The 20,438-nt window shown below is 55.6% G+C and carries 18 protein-coding genes and 2 pseudogenes; 13 read left to right on the plus strand and 7 right to left on the minus strand.

Annotated features, from left to right (window positions below):
* The first annotated feature begins 14 nt into the window (after positions 1-14).
* Positions 15-2,090, plus strand: a complete 2,076-nt coding sequence (glgX, locus tag AC27FC_RS04235) for a glycogen debranching protein GlgX (protein ID WP_196354362.1) — start codon at positions 15-17, stop codon at positions 2,088-2,090.
* Between the two features lie 2 nt (positions 2,091-2,092).
* On the opposite strand, the gene AC27FC_RS04240 is transcribed toward glgX, so the two are convergent.
* Positions 2,093-2,638 (minus strand): winged helix DNA-binding protein, encoded by a 546-nt coding sequence (locus AC27FC_RS04240; protein WP_033145581.1) that lies wholly within the window; start codon positions 2,636-2,638, stop codon positions 2,093-2,095.
* A 199-nt stretch (positions 2,639-2,837) separates the two neighbouring features.
* Here AC27FC_RS04240 and AC27FC_RS04245 point away from each other — a divergent pair, with 199 nt between their 5' ends.
* The 6 genes from AC27FC_RS04245 to AC27FC_RS04270 all read left to right on the plus strand — a co-directional run bounded on the left by AC27FC_RS04245 (position 2,838) and on the right by AC27FC_RS04270 (position 7,130).
* A complete protein-coding gene (locus AC27FC_RS04245; RefSeq protein WP_069302844.1) occupies positions 2,838-3,560 on the plus strand; it encodes a DUF969 domain-containing protein in 723 nt (240 codons plus the stop codon).
* Complete coding sequence (locus AC27FC_RS04250; RefSeq protein ID WP_033145579.1) at positions 3,557-4,543, plus strand: DUF979 domain-containing protein; 987 nt, start codon at positions 3,557-3,559, stop codon at positions 4,541-4,543. The genes AC27FC_RS04245 and AC27FC_RS04250 overlap by 4 nt, the downstream gene beginning before the upstream one ends.
* Before the next feature lie 9 nt (positions 4,544-4,552).
* Positions 4,553-5,548: a DUF2891 domain-containing protein gene (locus AC27FC_RS04255; protein ID WP_196354363.1), complete on the plus strand. Its 996-nt coding sequence runs from the start codon at positions 4,553-4,555 to the stop codon at positions 5,546-5,548.
* Between the two features lie 270 nt (positions 5,549-5,818).
* A complete protein-coding gene (locus AC27FC_RS04260) occupies positions 5,819-6,211 on the plus strand; it encodes a polymorphic toxin type 44 domain-containing protein (protein ID WP_032668456.1) in 393 nt (130 codons plus the stop codon).
* Positions 6,189-6,623, plus strand: a complete 435-nt coding sequence (locus AC27FC_RS04265; protein WP_196354365.1) for a hypothetical protein — start codon at positions 6,189-6,191, stop codon at positions 6,621-6,623. Before AC27FC_RS04260 ends, AC27FC_RS04265 begins: the two co-directional genes overlap by 23 nt.
* Before the next feature lie 21 nt (positions 6,624-6,644).
* A complete protein-coding gene (locus AC27FC_RS04270) occupies positions 6,645-7,130 on the plus strand; it encodes an Hcp family type VI secretion system effector (RefSeq protein WP_023311839.1) in 486 nt (161 codons plus the stop codon).
* Positions 7,131-7,169: 39 nt separating this feature from the next.
* On the opposite strand, the gene AC27FC_RS04275 is transcribed toward AC27FC_RS04270, so the two are convergent.
* A complete protein-coding gene (locus AC27FC_RS04275; RefSeq protein ID WP_196354366.1) occupies positions 7,170-8,570 on the minus strand; it encodes an MFS transporter in 1,401 nt (466 codons plus the stop codon).
* A 117-nt stretch (positions 8,571-8,687) separates the two neighbouring features.
* On the opposite strand from AC27FC_RS04275, the gene AC27FC_RS04280 reads away from it, so the two are divergent.
* Complete coding sequence (locus tag AC27FC_RS04280; protein ID WP_196354367.1) at positions 8,688-9,593, plus strand: LysR family transcriptional regulator; 906 nt, start codon at positions 8,688-8,690, stop codon at positions 9,591-9,593.
* A 3-nt stretch (positions 9,594-9,596) separates the two neighbouring features.
* On the opposite strand, the gene AC27FC_RS04285 is transcribed toward AC27FC_RS04280, so the two are convergent.
* Positions 9,597-11,051: a Cu(+)/Ag(+) sensor histidine kinase gene (locus AC27FC_RS04285; protein WP_094935868.1), complete on the minus strand. Its 1,455-nt coding sequence runs from the start codon at positions 11,049-11,051 to the stop codon at positions 9,597-9,599.
* Complete coding sequence (locus tag AC27FC_RS04290) at positions 11,041-11,724, minus strand: copper/silver response regulator transcription factor (RefSeq protein WP_094935869.1); 684 nt, start codon at positions 11,722-11,724, stop codon at positions 11,041-11,043. The genes AC27FC_RS04285 and AC27FC_RS04290 overlap by 11 nt, the downstream gene beginning before the upstream one ends.
* Before the next feature lie 162 nt (positions 11,725-11,886).
* Here AC27FC_RS04290 and AC27FC_RS04295 point away from each other — a divergent pair, with 162 nt between their 5' ends.
* From AC27FC_RS04295 to silA, 4 genes are read left to right on the plus strand one after another with little or no spacing between them, the layout of a single operon-like run.
* Positions 11,887-13,272 carry an efflux transporter outer membrane subunit gene (locus AC27FC_RS04295; protein WP_196354368.1) on the plus strand — a complete coding sequence of 462 codons (1,386 nt, stop codon included), beginning with the start codon at positions 11,887-11,889 and terminating at the stop codon, positions 13,270-13,272.
* A gap of 28 nt (positions 13,273-13,300) precedes the next feature.
* Entirely contained in the window at positions 13,301-13,642 is a 342-nt protein-coding gene (gene cusF / locus AC27FC_RS04300) for a cation efflux system protein CusF (protein ID WP_196354370.1), read from the plus strand.
* Between the two features lie 11 nt (positions 13,643-13,653).
* Positions 13,654-14,904 (plus strand): efflux RND transporter periplasmic adaptor subunit, encoded by a 1,251-nt coding sequence (locus AC27FC_RS04305; protein WP_196354371.1) that lies wholly within the window; start codon positions 13,654-13,656, stop codon positions 14,902-14,904.
* A gap of 10 nt (positions 14,905-14,914) precedes the next feature.
* Positions 14,915-18,055, plus strand: a complete 3,141-nt coding sequence (gene silA / locus AC27FC_RS04310; RefSeq protein WP_094935872.1) for a Cu(+)/Ag(+) efflux RND transporter permease subunit SilA — start codon at positions 14,915-14,917, stop codon at positions 18,053-18,055.
* Positions 18,056-18,097: 42 nt separating this feature from the next.
* Here silA and AC27FC_RS04315 read toward each other — a convergent pair whose 3' ends face one another.
* Positions 18,098-18,682, minus strand: coding sequence for a hypothetical protein (locus tag AC27FC_RS04315; protein WP_126327646.1), 585 nt, complete (start codon positions 18,680-18,682; stop codon positions 18,098-18,100).
* A 15-nt stretch (positions 18,683-18,697) separates the two neighbouring features.
* Positions 18,698-18,937: pseudogene (locus AC27FC_RS04320) on the minus strand (hypothetical protein); the annotation flags it as partial.
* Positions 18,938-19,125: 188 nt separating this feature from the next.
* Here AC27FC_RS04320 and AC27FC_RS04325 point away from each other — a divergent pair.
* Positions 19,126-19,209, plus strand: a pseudogene (locus AC27FC_RS04325) (alpha/beta hydrolase); the annotation flags it as partial.
* Positions 19,210-19,469: 260 nt separating this feature from the next.
* On the opposite strand, the gene AC27FC_RS04330 reads toward AC27FC_RS04325, so the two are convergent.
* Complete coding sequence (locus tag AC27FC_RS04330) at positions 19,470-20,378, minus strand: LysR family transcriptional regulator (RefSeq protein WP_196354372.1); 909 nt, start codon at positions 20,376-20,378, stop codon at positions 19,470-19,472.
* Positions 20,379-20,438: the final 60 nt, after the last annotated feature.

Raw genomic sequence — 20,438 nt, forward strand, 5'->3', positions numbered from 1 at the left:
CGTGGAGAACGAAAATGGCAAAGGATACTACGTTTGAAATTCGGGCCGGTCATGGCCAGCAGTTGGGGGCGAATTATGACGGGAAGGGCGTCAACTTCGCGCTGTTCTCCGCTCACGCCGAGCGGGTGGAGCTCTGTCTGTTTGATCCGTCCGGGAAAAACGAAATCGCCCGGCTGGAGCTGCCGGAATATACCCATGAGGTCTGGCACGGCTATGTGCCGGACCTGAAGCCCGGCGCGCTGTACGGCTATCGCGTCTACGGCCCTTACGATCCGGAAAACGGCCACCGCTTTAACCCGCACAAGCTGCTTATCGACCCTTACGCCCGAGAACTGGTGGGCGATATCGACTGGAACGATGCCCATTTCGGCTATGAGCTGGGGCATGACGAGTTAGATTTAAGCTTTGACACGCGCGACAGCGCGCCGTTCACGCCGAAATGCAAGGTCATCGACCCGAACGCCTTTGACTGGCAGGACAACAGCCGGCCAAACGTGCCCTGGCCGCATACCGTCGTCTATGAGAGCCACGTGAAGGGCTTTACCCAGATGAACCCGGCCATCCCGCAGGAGCTGCGCGGCACGTTTGAGGGGATGGGACACAAAGCCTCGGTCGACTACATCAAGAGTCTTGGCATCACCTCGGTGGAGCTTCTGCCGGTTCACTGGTTCCCGGACGACCAGCATCTGCTCGATCGCGGCCTGAAGAACTTCTGGGGCTATAACACCCTCGGCTTTTTTGCTCCGGCGTCGCGCTACTACGGCCCGGCGGGGATCCAGGGCTTTCGCGACATGGTGCGCGCGTATCACGATGCGGGCATCGAGGTGATTCTGGACGTGGTGTACAACCATACGGCGGAAGGAAATGAGCTTGGCCCGACGCTTTCGTTTAAGGGGATTGATAACTACAGCTATTACCGCACCCTGCCGGACCAGCACCGGTACTACATCAACGACACCGGGACGGGAAACACGGTCAACACCTCGCACCCACGCGTGCTGCAGATGGTGATGGATTCGCTGCGCTACTGGGCGGAATCGATGCATATTGACGGTTTTCGTTTCGACCTGGGGACGATACTGGGCCGCGAGCCGGAAGGATTTGACCCGCGCGGCGGTTTCTTCGACGCCATGACTCAGGATCCGGTGTTATCAAGACTTAAGCTGATTGGTGAACCCTGGGACATCGGTCCCGGCGGGTATCAGGTTGGCGGTTTCCCGCCGGGCTGGGGTGAGTGGAACGACAAATACCGCGATACCGTACGCGAGTACTGGAAGGGCGATAACGTCTCCAACGACTTTGCCGCACGGCTGCTGGGATCCGGGGATCTGTACGACCTGCGCGGGCGTCGTCCGTGGGCCAGCGTCAACTTCATTACCGCTCACGACGGCTTTACGCTGAATGACCTGGTGTCGTACAACGAGAAGCACAACGCCGACAACGGCGAGGATAATAACGACGGGCATAATGACAATCGCTCGTACAACTATGGCGAAGAAGGGCCGACGGAGAACCCGGATATTATTGCTACCCGCGAGCGGCAGAAGCGTAATTTCCTGACCACGCTGCTGTTTTCCCACGGCACGCCGATGCTGCTGGCGGGGGACGAGTTTGGCCGCACGCAGAAGGGCAACAACAACGGTTACTGCCAGGACAGCGAAATTTCGTGGATCGACTGGAACGGAATAACCGAAAACGACGCTGCGCTGCGCGAGTTTACCCGACGGCTCATTGCGCTTCGCGCATCGCAGCCGTTATTGCGGCGTGAAAGCTGGCGCGACGGGCTGGAGATCCGCTGGTTCAATGCCGGCGGCGGCCCGCAGCAGGCCGAGCAGTGGGATGAAGGCTCGACGCTCGGCGTCTCCATCAGCAGGCCGGATCTCAGGCAGGAGGACGGCATCTGGCACGACGTGCTGATGCTGTTCAACCCGTTTGAAGGGACCGTGCCGTTCCAGATCCCGCAGTTTGGCGAAGGGGGATGGGTGCTGGAGCTGTCTACGGCAGAGGACGCTGCCGCCGGGACAGCATTCACCGAAACCGTAGAGTACGAACTGGCCGGACGCAGTATTACTCTCTTCAGACGTCCTTAGCCCTAGAGTGATGCCGCCGCGCGGGCGGCGGTGTCATACAGGGAGGAGATCGTGCGTAACAGCTGCGCGGTCTCGCCAATCGACTTCCCGGCAATGCCGCTCTCCGCGTGGATTGCGATCAGACACGCCTCCCGCACGTCCCGGTACTTCATGCACAACGCTTTCCCTTCCTCGGTAGTCGAAAAAAAGAGCTCTTTGCCCGCTTTCTCGCTCGTCACGTAGCCCGCTTTGACCAGCTTTTTCAGGGCGTAGGTCACCACGTGGGTATCTTCCACGTTAAGAACGAAACAGATATCGGCCAGCTTTTTCTTGCGGTCGCGGTGGTTCACGTGATGCAGCAGCGAGACGTCAAATGCGCCCATATCGGGCTCGCCGGCTGCGGCCATGCAGCGCACCATCCATTTATTGAACGCGTTGCTGGTCATGATCAGCGCGTACTCCAGCTCTGACAGTTCCGCGCAGCGCTCGGACACCAGGTGGCGGGACGAGACGATCCGGCCGTCGTTGATATCGTCGTGAGGGGGTGTAGCACTCTTTTCCGAGGTCATAACGTTCCTTAGCCAGAAATGTAAACTCATCGATAAAATAAGAACATTTTATTGATAATTTGTTTACATGTTTTTGAGGTTCAGATATAGCTTTTTAGCGCAGGTTTTCCGAAACCTGTCGAAAAACACAACATCGCTCGCCGCAAAATAAAAAAATAGCCGTCGGCGCGCAACGCTCACTTTGGATAGGGTAAACGTTATGGACGGTACTACGCTGTTGCCGCTGATCGGGATACCGATCGTGGTTATTGGTTTTGCACTGCGCTTCAACCCGCTGCTGGTGGTCGTGGTGGCGGGGCTGGCAACGGGTCTGCTGGTCGGTATGGATTTCGGGATGCTGCTGGAGACCTTTGGCGAAAAGTTCGTGAATAGCCGATCGCTGGCGACCTTCATTCTGATCCTGCCCGTGATTGGTCTGCTGGAATATTACGGGCTCAAGGAGCGTGCCCAGGCCTGGGTGGCGAAGATCGCCAGCGCGACCTCGGCGCGTATTCTGATGCTCTATTTTGTCGCCCGTGAAGGCACCGCCGCGCTGGGGCTGATGTCGCTGGGCGGTCATGCCCAGACGGTGCGTCCGCTGCTGGCGCCGATGGCCGAAGGGGCGGCGCTAAACGAATACGGCGAGCTGCCGCAGCACATCCGCGACAAAATCAAAGCCCATGCCGCCGCGTGCGACAACATTGCGGTCTTCTTTGGGGAAGATATCTTTATTGCCTTTGGCGCGGTGCTGCTGATCGACGCGTTCCTGAAAGAGAACGGTATTGCGGGCATCGAACCGCTGCATATCGGCCTGTGGGCCATCCCAACCGCCATTGCGGCATTAGTTATTCATATGACGCGCCTTCTGCGCCTGGATGCCAGCATCCGTCGCGACGTCATGGCCTGGCGCGCGGAGCAGGGCACGCGGGAGGCCGCGCAATGATGACGCTTATCACCATTAACCGCGTGTACTACCTGATCGGCTTCGTCGTGATGCTGCTGGTTGTGATGACCCTGCGCGATCGCGCCAATCCGAAGCGTTTTACCACGGCGCTGTTCTGGTTTTTATTTGGCGGGATCTTCCTGTTCGGCGATCTGATGGTGCAGGAGCTGGGGAAATCGCTGGCGTACCGGATAATCGGCGGGGGCGTCATCGCTATCGCGCTGCTGGCGGGTTTTGGTCTGGTCGGAAAAGGGCACTATAAAATGTCCACCGAAGACGAACGTCTCGCCTCGTCAAACCGCCTTAAAAACTGGCTATTTTTGCCCGCGCTGATGATCCCGGTGGTGACGGTTATCGGGACGCTGTTCCTGAAGGGCGTGTCGGTTGGCGGCGTATTCCTGCTCGATCAGAAACAGCTTACCCTGGCGGCGCTGTGCGTGGCCTGCGTCGCGGCGATCCTCACCGGATGGTGGCTGACCAAAGGCACGCCGCTGCACGCCATTCGCCAGTCTCGCCGTCTTGTCGACACCATCGGCTGGGCGGTGATCCTGCCGCAGATGCTGGCCATGCTCGGCGGCGTGTTCGTGGCGGCCAATACCGGTGACTCGGTGCAGAAGGTGGTGAGCCTGTTCGTTAATCCGGATAACCGCTTTATGCTGGTGGTGATTTACTGCGTGGGGATGGCGCTGTTTACCATGATCATGGGGAATGCGTTTGCGGCCTTCCCGGTGCTGAGCGCGGGGATCGCCTTGCCGTTTCTGATTAATGTGCATCACGGCAACCCGGCGCCGCTGCTGGCGATTGGCATGTACGCGGGCTACTGCGGCACGCTGATGACGCCGATGGCCGCTAACTTCAACATTGTTCCCGCCGCGCTGCTGGAGCTGAAAGATAAGTATCAGGTGATCAAGATCCAGATCCCGACCGCGTTAACCCTGCTGGTGGTGAACGTGTTCCTCATGTATTTCCTCGTGTTTCGCTAAGGAGCTGTTATGGAATTAACGCAACATCAGGCTGACGCGTTTGCCCGCATGCCTTTGACCTATTTGCGCCAGGAATACCCGAACCACATCATGCACCTGCTTAATGATGATGGCGACGTTCTGCCGCCGCGCGAACTGCACCCCATTTTCTACGGCTGTTTTGACTGGCACTCGGCGGTGCACGGCTACTGGCTGCTGCTGCGCTGCGTGCGTCTCTACCCGGATCTGCCGAGCCGTGACGCGATCGTCGCGCTTGTCGACGAGCACCTGACGGAAGAGAACGTGGCTAAGGAGCTGGCCTATTTCACCGCGCCGTTCCGCGCCTCGTTTGAGCGCCCGTATGGCTACGGCTGGCTGCTGGCGCTGGCCCAGGAGCTAAAGCAGTCGTCGCTGCCGCAGGCCGCAGGCTGGTATCGGACGCTTGAGCCGTTAACCCAGGATATTCGTAACCGCCTGGTAGATTATCTCAGCAAGCTCACCTATCCGATCCGCGTCGGGACGCACTACAACACGGCGTTTGCCCTCGCGCTTGGGTTGGACTACGCCCGAGCAGTAGAAGATAGCGCGCTTGAGCAGGCGATTGTCACGGCGGCGGAGCGGTTTTATCTCGCCGACACGCGCTATCCGGCCCACTACGAGCCCGGCGGTGATGAGTATATTTCCGGCGCGCTGACGGAAGCGCTGCTGATGAGCAAGGTGCAGAAAGACTTCCCGGCCTGGTTTGACGCGTTTCTCCCGGAGGCGGGCACCATTGCGGCGCTGATGAACCCGGCGGAAGTGAGCGACCGTACCGACCCGAAAATTGCCCATCTCGATGGGTTAAACCTCAGCCGCGCCTGGTGCATGAAGCACATTGCCAGAGCGCTTCCCGCAAACCATCCGGCGCAGCAGGCGCTGCGCGAGGCGGTGACGAAACACCTGTCGGCAAGCGTTGAGCATGTTGTCGGCAGTCACTACAGCGGCGGGCACTGGCTGGCGAGCTTTGCGCTGCTGGCGCTGGAGTAAACGAACGCGCCGTCTTTCTTGCCGGGTGGCGCTGCGCTTACCCGGCCTACATTGTGCAAAGCTTCCTTGTAGGCCCGTGCAAGCGTAGCGCCACCGGGCGAATCAGGCTGATGCCCGAACTGCAGGCGCAGCCTAAATTTCTTTATTTTTAATGCGATTAATATCTTAATCGGTTATTTTTCCGTCATTTGTCTCGAAACAGATATCTTTTTTACTATCGCAAAAGTGTACGATACGTGGTCATATATCCATGTGAAAAGAATGGTTAATATGGCTGTTATACCTTTGTTACCAAAAGAAGGAATCGCGCTTGCATTAGCAAACATGAGGATTGCAAGAGCGCATGGTATGAGTAGAAATATGGCTATTCCTACAACCTATCTTTGGTTTTATCAAAAAGTAAGAAATAAGGGGCCTTGGGATTACAAGCAGGGACACCCTGAGTTAGCGAACTTTGGTAACTTCAATTATGGTTCGGCTGGCTATGCTGCCGGGATACCATCAGAAACGTTATTGATGGGGGCAGGATGGGCGCAGGAAAGAGCTAAAACCTCCAAAAAGAAATGGGGGCACTGGTATCAAAAACCGCCATATGGGGATGATCCTCACGATCAGTTTTGGATAAGTCAAGGGATTGAATATGCAAAGAAACACGGTTATTAAACGGCTTCATTGTTTACTCACAACGATTTTATTGATCGTTGTTTGCGGGTTTCTGACATATCAATACTATTTTAATGCACCTCCTCGCGATAGCTTTGTAAGCAAACAGAAACTATCTGATACCGTCACACTGTACATAACAAAGTATGATGACGGAGGAGCTACGGTGTCGGATATTTACCGCTTCTATTTAGATAAAGACAAAAGCGGGAACATTATGAAGGCCCTTAAAGATCGATCGCCGTTCCTTGAAGCCAATACAAGCGATGTTACAGCTTCTGCTTATGGGAACACGGTAAATATAAAAATCACAGGTAAGGTTTATTCATTCACTAATTCGGATCTGTTCTATGCAGATGGTGTAGCGATCATGCCTGTAATTAACCTCATAGCAAATGGAATAAGAGATTAATTAGCATAAGGAGTTTTAGAAATGGCTGTACCAGTACACCTCTTTTTGAAAGACGATGGTGGAGCAATGATCCGTGGCGGTTCTGATGTTGCAGACCGTGAAGGAAGCATAGAGCTTAGAGATCTGATCCATAACCTGAGCATTCCAACAGATGAGGCAACAGGTAAACTTACAGGTACAAGGCAACACTCAGCTTTCAGTTTAACAAAAGCAATTGATTCATCTTCACCCTATCTATACAAAGCAGTGGCTACAGGTCAAACGCTTCAAAGTGCTGAATTAAAGTTCTATCACATCAATGATGCTGGCCAGGAAGTGGAATACTTCAATATTCTTATGGAAGGTGTGAAAGTCATTTCAATAACTCCAGTTATGCATGATACAAGAGATTGTCCCGGTACTGGTCACCTGGAAAATGTATCTTTGCGATACGCAAAAATCACATGGAAAATCCTGGACGGAAATATTCAATACACTGATGCGTGGAATGAACGCCTTACAGCGTAGGCGTTATAAACGAGCAGCGCCGAAAGGCGCTGCAACAGTTTACGCTGATGCCCGAACCGCAGGGCGCAGCCGACTCACGCTAAACAACACCGATCCCGTCGAGGCTATCACGGCTATCCATAGCGCCAGATGCACGGCCCGGTCATGGTCTGATTCGGTCGTCGCCAGCAGCACGCCCACCGCGGCGGCACCGAGACACTGGCCGAATGTCCTCACAATCGACAACACGCCGGAGGCGTAGCTGGCATATTCCCGCGCCACGTTAGAGAGCATCTCCCGGTTATTGGGGCTCTGGAAGCAGCCAAACCCAATCCCGCAAACCAGGCTGCGCAGGCAGATATTCCATGCGGAAGGGCTCTCCGGCAACGTCGCCAGCAGGAGCAGCCCACCGACAAAAATCATCAGCCCGATTGTCGAGATCAGCGGCGCGGAAATCGTATCTGCCCAGCGTCCCGCGTGCGGCGCGATCAGCACGATGCCAATCGGCCACGGGGTGAACAGCAGCGCGGAGACCACCGGGCTGTAGCCATACACGCTCTGAAACAGAAACGGCAGCGCGACAAAGGTGATGCCCTGACTGACAAACGAGGCCAGCGAGGTCAGGGCGGCGAGGGTAAAGCGTCCGTTTTTAAACATGACGGGCGGCAGGATGGGACTTCGCGCGCGCCGAATCCGCCAGATAAAGGCGAGGGTGCTGACCAGCGCGAGCAGCCCCCAGCCTGTGGCCGTCTGGTTGATGTTTTGCGTCACGTGCTGAAGGCTGTCGGCCAGCATAATCGCCGAACCTAACAGCGCGGCGGAGAGCACGGCGCCCGGCGCGTCAAAGGGCGAGCGGTCAACGGCCGTTTCCCGCGGCAAGGCCCGCCACGCCAGCAGCAGGGCGACGCTGCCCGGAACAATGTTAATGGCGAACAGCCACTGCCAGCTCAGCGCGTCCAGTATGGTTCCGCCCAGCACGGGGGCAATCGCCGTGCTGGAGGCGATAAGCAGGGCGTGCAGCCCCAGAATACGGCCAAGCAGTCGACCCGGAAAAACGGATCGCAGGATCGCCGGGGCGATACTCAGGGTGGCCGCACCGCCGATGCCCTGCAGAATACGCATGCCGGTTAACATTTCCGGCGTCGCTGCCAGCGCGCAGCCGAGCGAGGTGAGCGTAAAGGTGGCAAGCCCAACAAGAAACACCGGGCGATAGCCCACGCGCGCCGCCAGCGCCGCGAAGATGGCTAACGTCATTGCCGCTGAAAGCAGGTAACCGTTGGAGAACCAGACCGCAACGTTTGCGGGTACCTGTATCGCCCTTGCCATGGAGGGCAGCGCGATGTTGATCATGGTGCCGTCAAAGACGCCCATCAGCGTGGTGGTCATGACGGCGGCCATGACCCGGGCGCGTTCATGACCGGGTAAGCCTTCATCGCCGGGCAGGTTTGAAAATAGCGTCATCGTCGTTACTCCAGATAAGAATAGTGATGACGAAACTATAATCATGCGGTATACAGGGCGGAAGACGCATCAGCTGCATTTAATCGTTGCATATAACGCCTTATCTTAGGAGTCACCGTGTCCGATCCTGACTTTAACCTTCTGGTTGCGCTCGACGTTCTGCTGGCCGAAGCCAGCGTGGCGGGCGCGGCGCGACGTTTGAACCTCAGCACTTCCGCCATGAGCCGCACCCTGAGCAGGCTGCGGGAGGTGACCGGCGATCCTATTCTGGTGCGGGCCGGTCGTCATATGGTGCTGACGCCCTGGGCCGAATCCGCGCGAGACCGCGCCAGAACTGCCGTGCATGAGGCGAGGGCGGTGCTGCAGCCCTCCACCGACGCGCTGAAGGTGGAAAGTCTCGAGCGGCTGTTCACCATCAGAGCCAACGACGGTTTTGTGGTGGCGTTTGGGCCACTGCTGATTGCGGCGGTGGCGAGCGTTGCCCCCGGGGTGTGCATCCGCTTCTCGCCAAAACCTGAAAAAACGTCGCGCTATTTGCGTGAGGGGCTGGTCGACCTGGAGATCGGCGTGCAGAGCAATATGGGGCCGGAAATACGGCTGCAACGGCTCTTTCAGGATCGGTTTGTTGGCGCGGTGCGTAAGGGACATCCGCTCTCATTACGGCCTGACGTCAGCCTTGACGATTATGTCGCGTGGGGCCACGTGGTGGCCTCGCCGGACGGATCGCTACACGGGTTTGTCGATGACGCGCTGGCGGAACGGGGGATGAAACGCAAGGTCGCCAGCGTGGTGCCCGGATTTCCAACGGCGCTATCCGTGGCGCTGGCGTCCGATCTGATTGCCATGGTGCCGGCGCTGTACCTGCTCAATCAGCCGATGAACGAGCGCGTACACGTCTTTGAACTGCCGTTTAAAACCCGGACCATTACGGTGTCACAGATGTGGCATCCGCGCATGGAAAGGGACCCGGGACATCGATGGCTCAGGGAAAAAGTACTGGAAGTGTGTCGGGCCGTGCGCTGACGCTCAGGCCACTTTTCCCGGCACGATGAGGATGAAGCGCGTCGATGCCGCATCCGATTCCACGCGGACTTTTCCGTGATGCGCGGAGACGATGGACTTCACGATGGCAAGCCCGATCCCGCTGCCTTCGCCTTTGCGCTGCCTTGACGGATCGACGCGATAGAAACGGTCAAACAGCTTTGGCAGATGCTCTTGCGGGATCGGCGTACCGGGATTTTCTATCATCAGTTCAACGTCGTTATCCTGTTCTCTGATGGAAACCGTCACCGCTTTTCCTGCTGGCGTATAGCGCAGGGCATTGGAGAGCAGATTATTCATTGCTCTCCGGAACATCTGCGGATCGCCTTCTATCAGGCAGGGCATCCCGTTAAATTTCAGCGTAACGTTGCGTTCTTCCGCCCAGGCTTCGAAGAAATCGAAGACTTTCATGACCTCCGCACTTAAATCAAACACCACCCGGTCAGGGATGAGCTGATTATTATCCGCCTGCGCCAGGAAAAGCATGTCGCTGACCATGCGGGTCATCCGGTTGTACTCTTCCAGGCTGGAGTACAGAACATCTTCCAGCTCTTTCTGCGAGCGGTTCTGGCTCAGCGCGATTTCCGTTTGCGTCACCAGGTTGGTGATGGGGGTTCTGATTTCATGCGCGATATCGGCGGAAAAATTCGCCTGGCGGGTAAAGACATCTTCAATCTTTTCGATCATATGGTTGAAGGAAATGACCAGCTGTTCCAGCTCAACGGGCACGCGGGACGGCTCCAGCCGCGCGTCGAGGTTTTCTGAAGTGATATTTTTAATGGCGTTGCTGACGTTACGCAGGGGCAAATGTCCCTGACGAACCGCGATGCGAATGACAAGAATAATCAGCAGGCTGATCGCCGCGGCAATTGCCAGGAGATTCTTTTTCAGCGCCTCAAGGTAGTGCAGATGAAAATTGATGGAGAGCCCGATCAGCATCACGTAGCCCTGCGTTTTGCCCTGCAGCGTCGCCGTGCCTGAAGAGGCGATAATCCGGTACGTTTCCATTTTCATGTCGGACCCGGCGTGCATGTTTGCGGCAGAGTCTTCAACCGTCCAGAGAAACACATCCTGCGCGCGGCGGTGTTCGCTGAAGTCCGCCGCGTTCATCGCAGGGCGCAGTGCTTCCCCTTGCGCCGAGCTGAACAGGATATTGCCCTGCGGATCCAGGAGCAGGACGGCTACGTTGCGGTAGCTGGCGATCGACTCTTTGATTTTACTGATTTTCTTTTGGTCAGGATCGACCGGAGACTGCAGGATGCGGTGCATCGCGGTGCTGATTTGCTGCAGGTCGCTGACATCCTGCTCGGCGAAGTGCTTTTCAACGGAATGCAGCATAAACCAGGTAAAGGCGAAAAAGGCCAGTATCGTGGAGAGACTGATAAAAAAGGTCAGCCGCAGGGCAAGCGAAAAAGGGCGCCCGGGAAGCTTAACGCGCATCCGGCACCTCCAGCATATAGCCCACGCCGCGCACCGTCTGGATCAGCTTCGGTTGAAAATCGTTATCGATTTTCGCGCGAAGCCGCTTTACCGCCACGTCAATTGCGTTTGTGTCGCTGTCAAAATTCATGTCCCACACCTGGGAGGCAATCAGGGCGCGGGGAAGCACCTCTCCCTGATGCCGCAGGAAAAACTCCAGCAGGCTGAACTCTTTGCTGGTTAACGAGATGCGGCTTCCGGCCCGGCTTACCTTTCTCGACACGAGGTCAACCGTCAGGTCTGCCACCTGAAGCTGGCTTTCCGCGATCACCGTATTTCCGCGTCTCAACAGCGTCCTCACCCGGGCGAGCAGCTCGGCAAAAGCGAATGGCTTAATCAGATAGTCATCCGCGCCCAGCTCAAGCCCTTTAACCCGGTGTTCAATCGTGCCGAGAGCCGTGAGTAACAGGATGGGCATCCCTTTGCCGGCAGAGCGGAGCATGCGGACAATGTCCCAGCCGTTCACATCGGGCAGCATGATATCCAGAATCAGCAGATCGTATTCAGCGGTCATGGCGAGATGGTAGCCGTTCAGGCCATTATCCGCGTGGTCAACCACAAACCCCGCTTCAGTCAGCCCCTTACTCAGGTACTCACCGGTTTTCATTTCGTCTTCGACGATCAGTATTTTCATCGTGCTCCCCTGACTGGCTGCTGATGACATTCTAGTGAGCGTACCGCCGTTAACAATGACTTACGCTAAAAATGACAACATTGTCATTATCCTGTCACCCGTCAAACAGGATGCGTTGCGTAGAGTAGCCCTAAAACTACTCTGGACTTTATTTGAACCGTTATGTTCCTGTTAAAACGACTAAGCATCAGTACGGTATTTATTCTGGCAGGCTGCGTCTCGCTGGCCCCGGAGTACCAGCGGCCGGAGGCACCTGTCCCCCGGCAGTTTTCGCTCTCCCGTAACGGCCTGACGCCCGCGGCGGCAGGGTATCAGGATACCGGCTGGCGCAACTTTTTCGTCGACCCTCAGGTTGCCGGGCTGATTACGGAGGCCCTGAAGAACAATCGCGATCTGAAAATGGCCGCCCTGAAGGTCGAAGAGGCCCGGGCGCAGTTCAACGTGACGGATGCGGATCGCTACCCTCAGCTGAATGCCTCCTCGGGCATCACGTACAGCGGCGGGCTGAAAAGTGACAAACCCACCGCGCAGCAGTACGACGCGGGCCTTGCGCTTAGCTATGAACTCGATTTCTTCGGCAAGCTGAAGAACATGAGCGAGGCCGACCGACAAAATTTTTTCGCGAGCGAAGAGGCCCGTCGCGCGGTGCATATCCTGCTCGTCTCTAACGTTTCCCAGAGCTATTTCAACCAGCAGCTGGCGTATAAACAGCTGCGTATCGCGCAGGATACGCTGAAAAATTACCGGCAGTCTTATGCGTTCGTTGAGCAGCAGCTGGTGACGGGCAGTACGAGCGTCCTTGCGCTGGAACAGGCCCGGGGACAGATCGAAAGCACGCAGGCAGAGATTGCCAAAAGAGAGGGGGAGCTGGCGCAGGCCAATAACGCCCTGCAGCTGGTCCTCGGCACGTATCGCGCGCTGCCGGGTGACGGCGGCATGAACGCCAGCGACGTTGCGCCGGTAAAACTGCCTCCTCATCTTTCCTCCGAGATACTGCTGCAGCGCCCGGATATTATGGAGGCGGAGTATCAGCTTAAAGCGGCCGATGCGAATATCGGTGCGGCGCGCGCCGCCTTTTTCCCGTCTATTTCCCTGACCAGCGGGCTTTCAACGGGCAGCACGGAGTTGTCCAGCCTCTTTACGTCCGGGAGCGGGATGTGGAATTTTATTCCTAAAATAGAAATTCCTATTTTTAATGCGGGCAGAAATAAGGCCAACCTGAAGCTGGCCGAAATTCGCCAGCAGCAGTCGGTGGTTAATTACGAACAAAAAATTCAGTCCGCCTTTAAACAGGTTGCCGACGCGCTCGCGCTGCGGGACAGCATTAACCAGCAGCTTGCTGCACAGCAGCGGTATCTGGATTCGCTCCGCATCACGCTTCAACGTGCCAGAGGGTTATATTCCAGCGGCGCGGTCAGCTATATCGAAGTGCTTGACGCGGAGCGTTCTCTTTTCTCTACCCAGCAAAATATTCTCGACCTTATTTATGCCCGGCAGGTTAATGAAATTAATCTCTTCACCGCGCTCGGCGGCGGTTGGGTCGAATAATCTTATTTAATTAAACAGGAAAATAACCATGCGCAATTCACTTAAGGCCGTTGTATTTGGTGCAATCTCCATTGTGTTTTCTGCCGGCCTCCAGGCTGAGGTTCATCAGCACGAGATGATGAGTGCTGCCAGCGAAGGGACATCAGAGCAGGTCATCACGGGAACCGGCATCGTGAAGGACATTGATCTCACGAATAAAAAAGTCACGATTTCCCATGAAGCGATCCCGGAAATTGGCTGGCCTGCGATGACCATGCGTTTCACCTTTATTCAGGCTGACGAGAGTATCAATGCCTTAAAAGTCGGCAGTCACGTTGATTTTTCATTTGTTCAGCAGGGCAATCTCTCTTTACTCAAGAGCATTAAATAGCGAGACGCGGCATGGCCTCATTAAAAATAAAATATGCTGCCGTGATAGTCAGCAGCCTTATCGCGGGAGGGCTGATATCGGTGACGGCATGGCAGGTTTTTCATTCATCTGTAAAAACGGAAAATAGCGCACCAGAAAGAAAGGTACTTTTCTGGTATGACCCAATGAAGCCAGACGTAAAATTCGATAAGCCCGGCAAATCGCCGTTTATGGATATGGATCTGGTGCCGAAATATGCGGATGAAAACGCCAATAAAAGCAGTGCCGGTATCCGTATTGACCCGACGCAGGTCCAGAACCTGGGATTAAAAACACAAAAGGTGACGCGCGGAACGCTTAATTATGCCCAGACGATCCCGGCTAACGTCAGCTATAACGACTATCAGTTTGTCATTGTGCAGGCGCGCGCGGAAGGCTTTGTGGAAAAAGTGTACCCGCTGACGACGGGCGATAAGGTGAAGAAAGGCACGCCGCTCGTTGATATAACCATTCCTGACTGGGTAGAGGCGCAGAGCGAGTTTCTGCTGTTATCCGGCACCGGCGGAACGCCGACGCAAATCAAAGGGGTTCTGGAACGGCTTCGGCTGGCGGGTATGCCGGATGAGGATATTCAGAGGCTGCGTGCGACCCGTACTATTCAGACCCGGTTTACCATCAGGGCGCCGATCGACGGAGCGATCACGGCCTTTGATCTGCGTACCGGCATGAATATTTCCAAAGATAAGGTGGTAGCGCAAATTCAGGGGATGGATCCGGTCTGGATCGGCGCGGCAGTGCCTGAATCCATTGCTTATCTGCTGAAAGAGACCTCGCAGTTTGCGGTTTCGATACCGGCTTATCCGGATAAATCCTTCCCGGTTGATAAATGGAGTCTTCTGCCAAGCGTGGATCAAACCACCCGTACGCTGCAGGTGCGCCTGCAGGTCTCTAACAGGGATGAGCTGCTGAAACCGGGCATGAACGCGTACCTGAAGCTGAATACTCAAAGCCAGGAAATGCTGCTGATCCCCTCCCAGGCCGTTATCGATACCGGTAAAGAACAGCGCGTGATTACCGTCGATGCAGACGGGAATTTTGTACCGAAAAGGATCCACGTACTGCACGAATCTCAGCAGCAGTCCGGCATTGGTAGCGGACTGGAAGAGGGGGAGTCGGTAGTGGTCAGCGGTCTGTTCCTGATTGACTCGGAGGCCAATATTTCCGGCGCGCTGGAGCGCATGCGTCACGCTGAAGCCGCTGACGACGCGCATTCTGGCCATTAAGGAGACGATGATGATTGAATGGATTATCCGGCGGTCGGTCGCCAACCGTTTCCTGGTCATGATGGGGGCGCTGTTCCTCAGCGTCTGGGGCACATGGACGATTATTAACACGCCAGTCGATGCCTTGCCCGATCTCTCTGACGTTCAGGTGATTATCAAAACCAGCTATCCCGGCCAGGCCCCGCAGATTGTTGAAAATCAGGTCACCTATCCACTGACTACCACCATGCTGTCGGTTCCCGGCGCAAAGACCGTGCGCGGTTTTTCGCAATTTGGCGATTCGTACGTGTACGTCATTTTTGAAGACGGCACCGATTTGTACTGGGCCCGTTCGCGCGTGCTGGAGTATCTGAACCAGGTTCAGGGCAAGCTGCCTGCCGGCGTGAGCTCTGAAATCGGTCCTGATGCCACGGGCGTGGGCTGGATATTTGAGTATGCGCTGGTGGATCGCAGCGGAAAACACGATCTCGCAGAGTTGCGCTCGTTGCAGGACTGGTTCCTGAAATTTGAACTGAAAACGATTCCTAACGTGGCCGAAGTGGCCTCCGTCGGCGGCGTGGTGAAGCAGTATCAGATCCAGGTCAATCCGTTAAAACTGGCTCAGTACGGCATTAGCCTGCCGGAGGTTAAGCAGGCACTTGAGTCGTCTAACCAGGAGGCGGGGGGATCGTCAGTTGAAATGGCGGAAGCGGAGTATATGGTCCGGGCCAGCGGCTATCTGCAGACGATGGATGATTTCAATAACATTGTCCTGAAAGCCGGAGAGAACGGGGTACCGATTTATCTTCGCGATGTCGCCCGCGTACAAACGGGGCCGGAAATGCGCCGCGGCATTGCCGAATTAAACGGGCAGGGGGAAGTTGCGGGTGGCGTGGTGATCCTGCGTTCAGGTAAAAATGCGCGTGAAGTCATCACGGCGGTGAAAGATAAGCTGGAGACGCTGAAGGCCAGCCTGCCGGAAGGCGTTGAGATTGTGACCACCTACGATCGCAGCCAGCTCATCGATCGGGCAATCGACAACCTGAGTTCCAAACTGCTCGAAGAGTTTATCGTGGTGGCCATCGTCTGCGCACTGTTCCTGTGGCACGTGCGCTCTGCGCTGGTCGCGATTATCTCTCTGCCGCTTGGCCTGTGTATTGCCTTTATCGTCATGCATTTCCAGGGGCTGAACGCCAACATTATGTCGCTGGGAGGCATTGCCATTGCCGTCGGGGCGATGGTGGATGCCGCCATCGTCATGATTGAAAACGCGCACAAACGGCTCGAAGAGTGGGATCACCAGCATCCGGGAGAGCAGATTGATAACGCCACGCGCTGGAAGGTGATCACCAACGCCTCTGTCGAGGTTGGCCCCGCGCTGTTTATTAGCCTGCTGATTATCACCCTGTCCTTCATTCCCATCTTTACTCTTGAGGGGCAGGAAGGGCGGCTGTTTGGTCCGCTGGCCTTCACCAAAACGTACTCCATGGCGGGTGCGGCCGCGCTGGCCATCGTCGTTATCCCCATCCTGATGGGATTCTGGATCCGGGGTAAAATTCCCGCTGAGACCAGTAACCCACTGAACAGGCTGCTGATTAAAGCCTACCATCCGCTACTGATTAGAGTGCTCCACAGGCCAAAAACAACCCTGCTGGTTGCGGCCTTGTCCATATTCACGGTGATCTGGCCTCTCAGCCAGGTGGGCGGCGAGTTTTTACCGAAGATCAACGAAGGCGATCTGCTGTATATGCCGTCAACATTGCCGGGTGTTTCTCCGGCAGAAGCAGCGGCGCTGTTACAGACCACGGACAAGTTAATCAAAACCGTGCCAGAAGTGGCCTCCGTTTTTGGTAAAACGGGTAAGGCTGAGACCGCAACGGATTCCGCGCCGCTCGAGATGGTGGAAACCACGATTCAGCTCAAGCCTGAGAATGAGTGGCGGCCCGGCATGACGAATGACAAGATTATTGACGAACTCGACAAGACCGTTCGATTGCCCGGCCTGGCGAACCTCTGGGTTCCGCCCATTCGTAACCGCATCGATATGCTTTCCACCGGGATCAAAAGCCCGATTGGTATCAAGGTGTCGGGTACCGTTCTGTCGGATATCGACGCCACGGCGCAGAGCATCGAGGCGGTAGCCAAAACGGTGCCGGGCGTGGTGTCTGCCCTGGCTGAACGTCTGGAGGGCGGGCGCTACATTGACGTTGATATCAAGCGGGAAAAAGCCTCGCGCTACGGGATGACGGTGGGCGATGTGCAGCTGTTCGTCTCCTCGGCCATCGGCGGGGCGACGGTGGGGGAAACGGTGGAAGGCGTCGCCCGGTACCCGATTAATATCCGCTATCCCCACGACTACCGGAACAGCCCGAACGCGTTAAAGCAAATGCCGATCCTGACGCCGATGAAACAGCAGATCACGCTGGGCGATGTGGCGGATATCAACGTGGTTTCCGGCCCCACGATGCTGAAAACGGAGAATGCCCGCCCTGCGAGCTGGATTTATATTGATGCCCGCGGCAGGGATATGGTGTCGGTGGTGAATGACATTAAGACGGCCATTAGTCAGAACGTAAAGCTGAGGCCGGGCACCAGCGTCTCATTCTCCGGGCAGTTTGAGCTGCTCGAACACGCCAACAAGAAACTGAAGCTGATGGTGCCGATGACGGTGATGATCATCTTCATTCTGCTGTATCTGGCGTTCCGCCGCGTGGATGAAGCGCTGCTGATCCTGATGAGCCTGCCGTTCGCCCTGGTCGGGGGAATATGGTTCCTCTACTGGCAGGGCTTCCATATGTCTGTGGCAACCGGTACCGGCTTTATCGCCCTTGCCGGGGTAGCGGCAGAATTTGGCGTAGTCATGCTGATGTATTTGCGTCATGCCGTTGAAGCGCAACCAGCGTTGTCCCATCGGGACACGTTCACCGAACAGGGGCTTGATAACGCCCTTTACCATGGCGCCGTGCTGCGCGTGCGGCCAAAGGCGATGACCGTCGCGGTGATCATTGCCGGTCTGCTGCCCATTCTTTGGGGAACGGGGGCAGGGTCAGAGGTCATGAGCCGGATAGCGGCGCCGATGATTGGCGGGATGATCACGGCGCCGCTGTTATCGCTGTTTATTATTCCTGCGGCGTACAAGTTAATCTGGCTGCGCAGGCATAAAAAGCCATAAAAAAAACCGCCAGCGATGGCGGGTTTTTTACGGGATGAACCCTTAGCGCGCTGTTTTAGCACGCGTCTGGCTGAGAAGCTTGCGCCAGGCACGATTATGCAGAGTAAACAGCAGCATCTTATAGAAGGCGGTGGAAAGGATACAGCTGCCGCTAAGCAGTAGCATGCCGATACTCACTAGCGCCGCGGTCAGACTGACGCCCGGAGCTGCGCTACCGCTCAGCGCGACCAGCAGATAGGCTGCTGTTAATACCAGGCTTATCACCGCCAGCGTAAGGTGTAACCTCACGGCGCGCATGCTGCCTTTGCCAATCATAAACATCGTCACGCCGTTAAGGCCAGCGAACAGAAGGGCGATCAGGACAACCCAGACGAATACGTGTTCCGCTGGCTGGTCGAGTCCGGCGAGTACGCCATACCCCAGCCACAGCTGAGGAATAGCGAAACTGACAATCACCCCGAGGGTACTGATCGCCGCTGGAATACCCATGGTGTGTAGACCTACAGGTTTGCCCATTTCGTCAGCCAACTCAGTCTTTAGCTGTTGCAGCTGTGTCGGGGAGGCATTGCTTATGCTGGTAGCCACCTCGTTACAGTGTTGCAGGCGGCGGGAAAAAACTTTAACCATTTGAATACTTAGCGTTTAGTTAGGCGAAAATGACTGCAACAGACCGACTACATAGCGCCCGGACTGGACGGTGTTTTGAGGATTGCGGATCGTTCCCGTGAGTGAACTGCCCACAAAAGCCGATGCGTTGTTCACGGCACTCATCAGCTCACGTTGCAGTGATTTTTGTAATGATTCGCTGGGGAAACGTTTCGGGTAGACGCCTGCGCGGATCGCTGCCTTCACGCCGGCGCTGGAGATACCTGGATTCTGCGCTTATTAAGACTTAGATAATAGCAGCGTTAACTCAGCGATCAAATCATAAAGATGTTCCTTAAAGGTCCAAGTCAGAGAGGGGTATCGACCCGTTACTAGTATTGTTAACGGAGCATGGTGCCAGACATATCATCAACGAAATTGGTCATTTGATGGAGCATGTTGATGACGGGATGGTAGTCTGTATACACCTTCATTTATATGATCGTATGGATAAGATCCCGTTCGATAACATCACGGCATTCTTCAATAAATATCTTAATAAAAGATAACTTCCTCAGTAACCGATGCAGTGATCCAAAGGTTACTGCATTGATGTGAGAGGGAAGGCAGCTATGAGGGGTTTGACTGAACGGTTTATGGCTTATTCTCTGATGTCCATATTACATTTAACATAATATACATTATGCGCACCAATATGGAATCAGAAGAAATCTGGCTTCTTATGGGCACGTTGGGCCTGGATGCTGATGACCTTTGAATGTGTCTTCTCACGTGCTGCTATCGTCATGATCGCCTCACAGTGCATGGCTTACCGTTCTGCTCTGTTGATATAAGCCTGTAAACCCTCAGCAAGAAAATCAAACACCGTTTTGCAGGCCTGACTGTGGCGTAAATCCTCATGCATCACCAGCCAGGTGTCCAGATGAAACGCAAAGTAATCAGGCATTATCCTCTGCAACGGCGGAGAAAAATCTGCCAGTTGAACCTGACACATACCGATACCGGCCCCTGCGCGTATAAGGCTTAATTGGGCAATATCACTGTCGGTCCGTACGGTAAACAGATCGCGGTTTAGCTGTGGGTATTGTTTAAGTGCCTGTAAAATAAAGGGTGTCAAATTATCGAAACCGACAAGCGTATGGGTGAATAATTCATCAATACTTTCCGGAGCACCACGTCGTGACAGATAGGCTGGCGCGGCATGCAGACCTATTTCAACCCTGCCCATCCGACGGGCAATCAGTTGCTCCTGCACCGGCGTGGCCATGCGTACGGCAATATCCGCCTCCCGATTCAGTAAATCCTGAACTCGATTAGACAGAACCAGTTCAACGGTTATTTGCGGATATGCATCCTTTATCTGTGCAATCACGGGAGGCAGAACCTCAGTGCCGATGATTTCACTGGCGGCGACGCGCACCACGCCCCGCAACCCGGTTGCGCCGGAGCTGAAACTCGCAGCCGACCGCTCAATCATCATGGCCGTATTTTCCATCGCCTGCGCATGGCCCTTCAGCTCAACGGCTGCATCCGTGGCCTGCAATCCCGTCTGCGAACGGGTAAATAAAACGAGGCCCAGGGCTGATTCCAGTGCCGCAATGTGGCGTCCGGCGGTTGGCTGGGTAATGGCAAGCCTGCGTGCGGCCCCTGACAAAGACCCTTCTTTCATCACGGCCAAAAAGGTGCGATACCATTCCCACGGGATATTTAGCTTCATACAAAAATGCATACCTGTTGGTTTATATTATGCAATTACATTTAGCTCGTGCAGCCCTTA

Source organism: Enterobacter sp. C3_dUdeg, assembly GCF_057536195.1.

Coding starts and splice junctions, on each gene's coding strand:
- glgX (WP_196354362.1), top strand. CDS start 15: ATGGCAAAGGATACTACGTTTGAAATTCGGGCCGGTCATGGCCAGCAG.
- AC27FC_RS04240 (WP_033145581.1), bottom strand. CDS start 2,638: ATGACCTCGGAAAAGAGTGCTACACCCCCTCACGACGATATCAACGAC.
- AC27FC_RS04245 (WP_069302844.1), top strand. CDS start 2,838: ATGGACGGTACTACGCTGTTGCCGCTGATCGGGATACCGATCGTGGTT.
- AC27FC_RS04250 (WP_033145579.1), top strand. CDS start 3,557: ATGATGACGCTTATCACCATTAACCGCGTGTACTACCTGATCGGCTTC.
- AC27FC_RS04255 (WP_196354363.1), top strand. CDS start 4,553: ATGGAATTAACGCAACATCAGGCTGACGCGTTTGCCCGCATGCCTTTG.
- AC27FC_RS04260 (WP_032668456.1), top strand. CDS start 5,819: ATGGCTGTTATACCTTTGTTACCAAAAGAAGGAATCGCGCTTGCATTA.
- AC27FC_RS04265 (WP_196354365.1), top strand. CDS start 6,189: ATGCAAAGAAACACGGTTATTAAACGGCTTCATTGTTTACTCACAACG.
- AC27FC_RS04270 (WP_023311839.1), top strand. CDS start 6,645: ATGGCTGTACCAGTACACCTCTTTTTGAAAGACGATGGTGGAGCAATG.
- AC27FC_RS04275 (WP_196354366.1), bottom strand. CDS start 8,570: ATGACGCTATTTTCAAACCTGCCCGGCGATGAAGGCTTACCCGGTCAT.
- AC27FC_RS04285 (WP_094935868.1), bottom strand. CDS start 11,051: ATGCGCGTTAAGCTTCCCGGGCGCCCTTTTTCGCTTGCCCTGCGGCTG.
- AC27FC_RS04290 (WP_094935869.1), bottom strand. CDS start 11,724: ATGAAAATACTGATCGTCGAAGACGAAATGAAAACCGGTGAGTACCTG.
- AC27FC_RS04295 (WP_196354368.1), top strand. CDS start 11,887: ATGTTCCTGTTAAAACGACTAAGCATCAGTACGGTATTTATTCTGGCA.
- cusF (WP_196354370.1), top strand. CDS start 13,301: ATGCGCAATTCACTTAAGGCCGTTGTATTTGGTGCAATCTCCATTGTG.
- AC27FC_RS04305 (WP_196354371.1), top strand. CDS start 13,654: ATGGCCTCATTAAAAATAAAATATGCTGCCGTGATAGTCAGCAGCCTT.
- silA (WP_094935872.1), top strand. CDS start 14,915: ATGATTGAATGGATTATCCGGCGGTCGGTCGCCAACCGTTTCCTGGTC.
- AC27FC_RS04315 (WP_126327646.1), bottom strand. CDS start 18,682: ATGGTTAAAGTTTTTTCCCGCCGCCTGCAACACTGTAACGAGGTGGCT.
- AC27FC_RS04330 (WP_196354372.1), bottom strand. CDS start 20,378: ATGAAGCTAAATATCCCGTGGGAATGGTATCGCACCTTTTTGGCCGTG.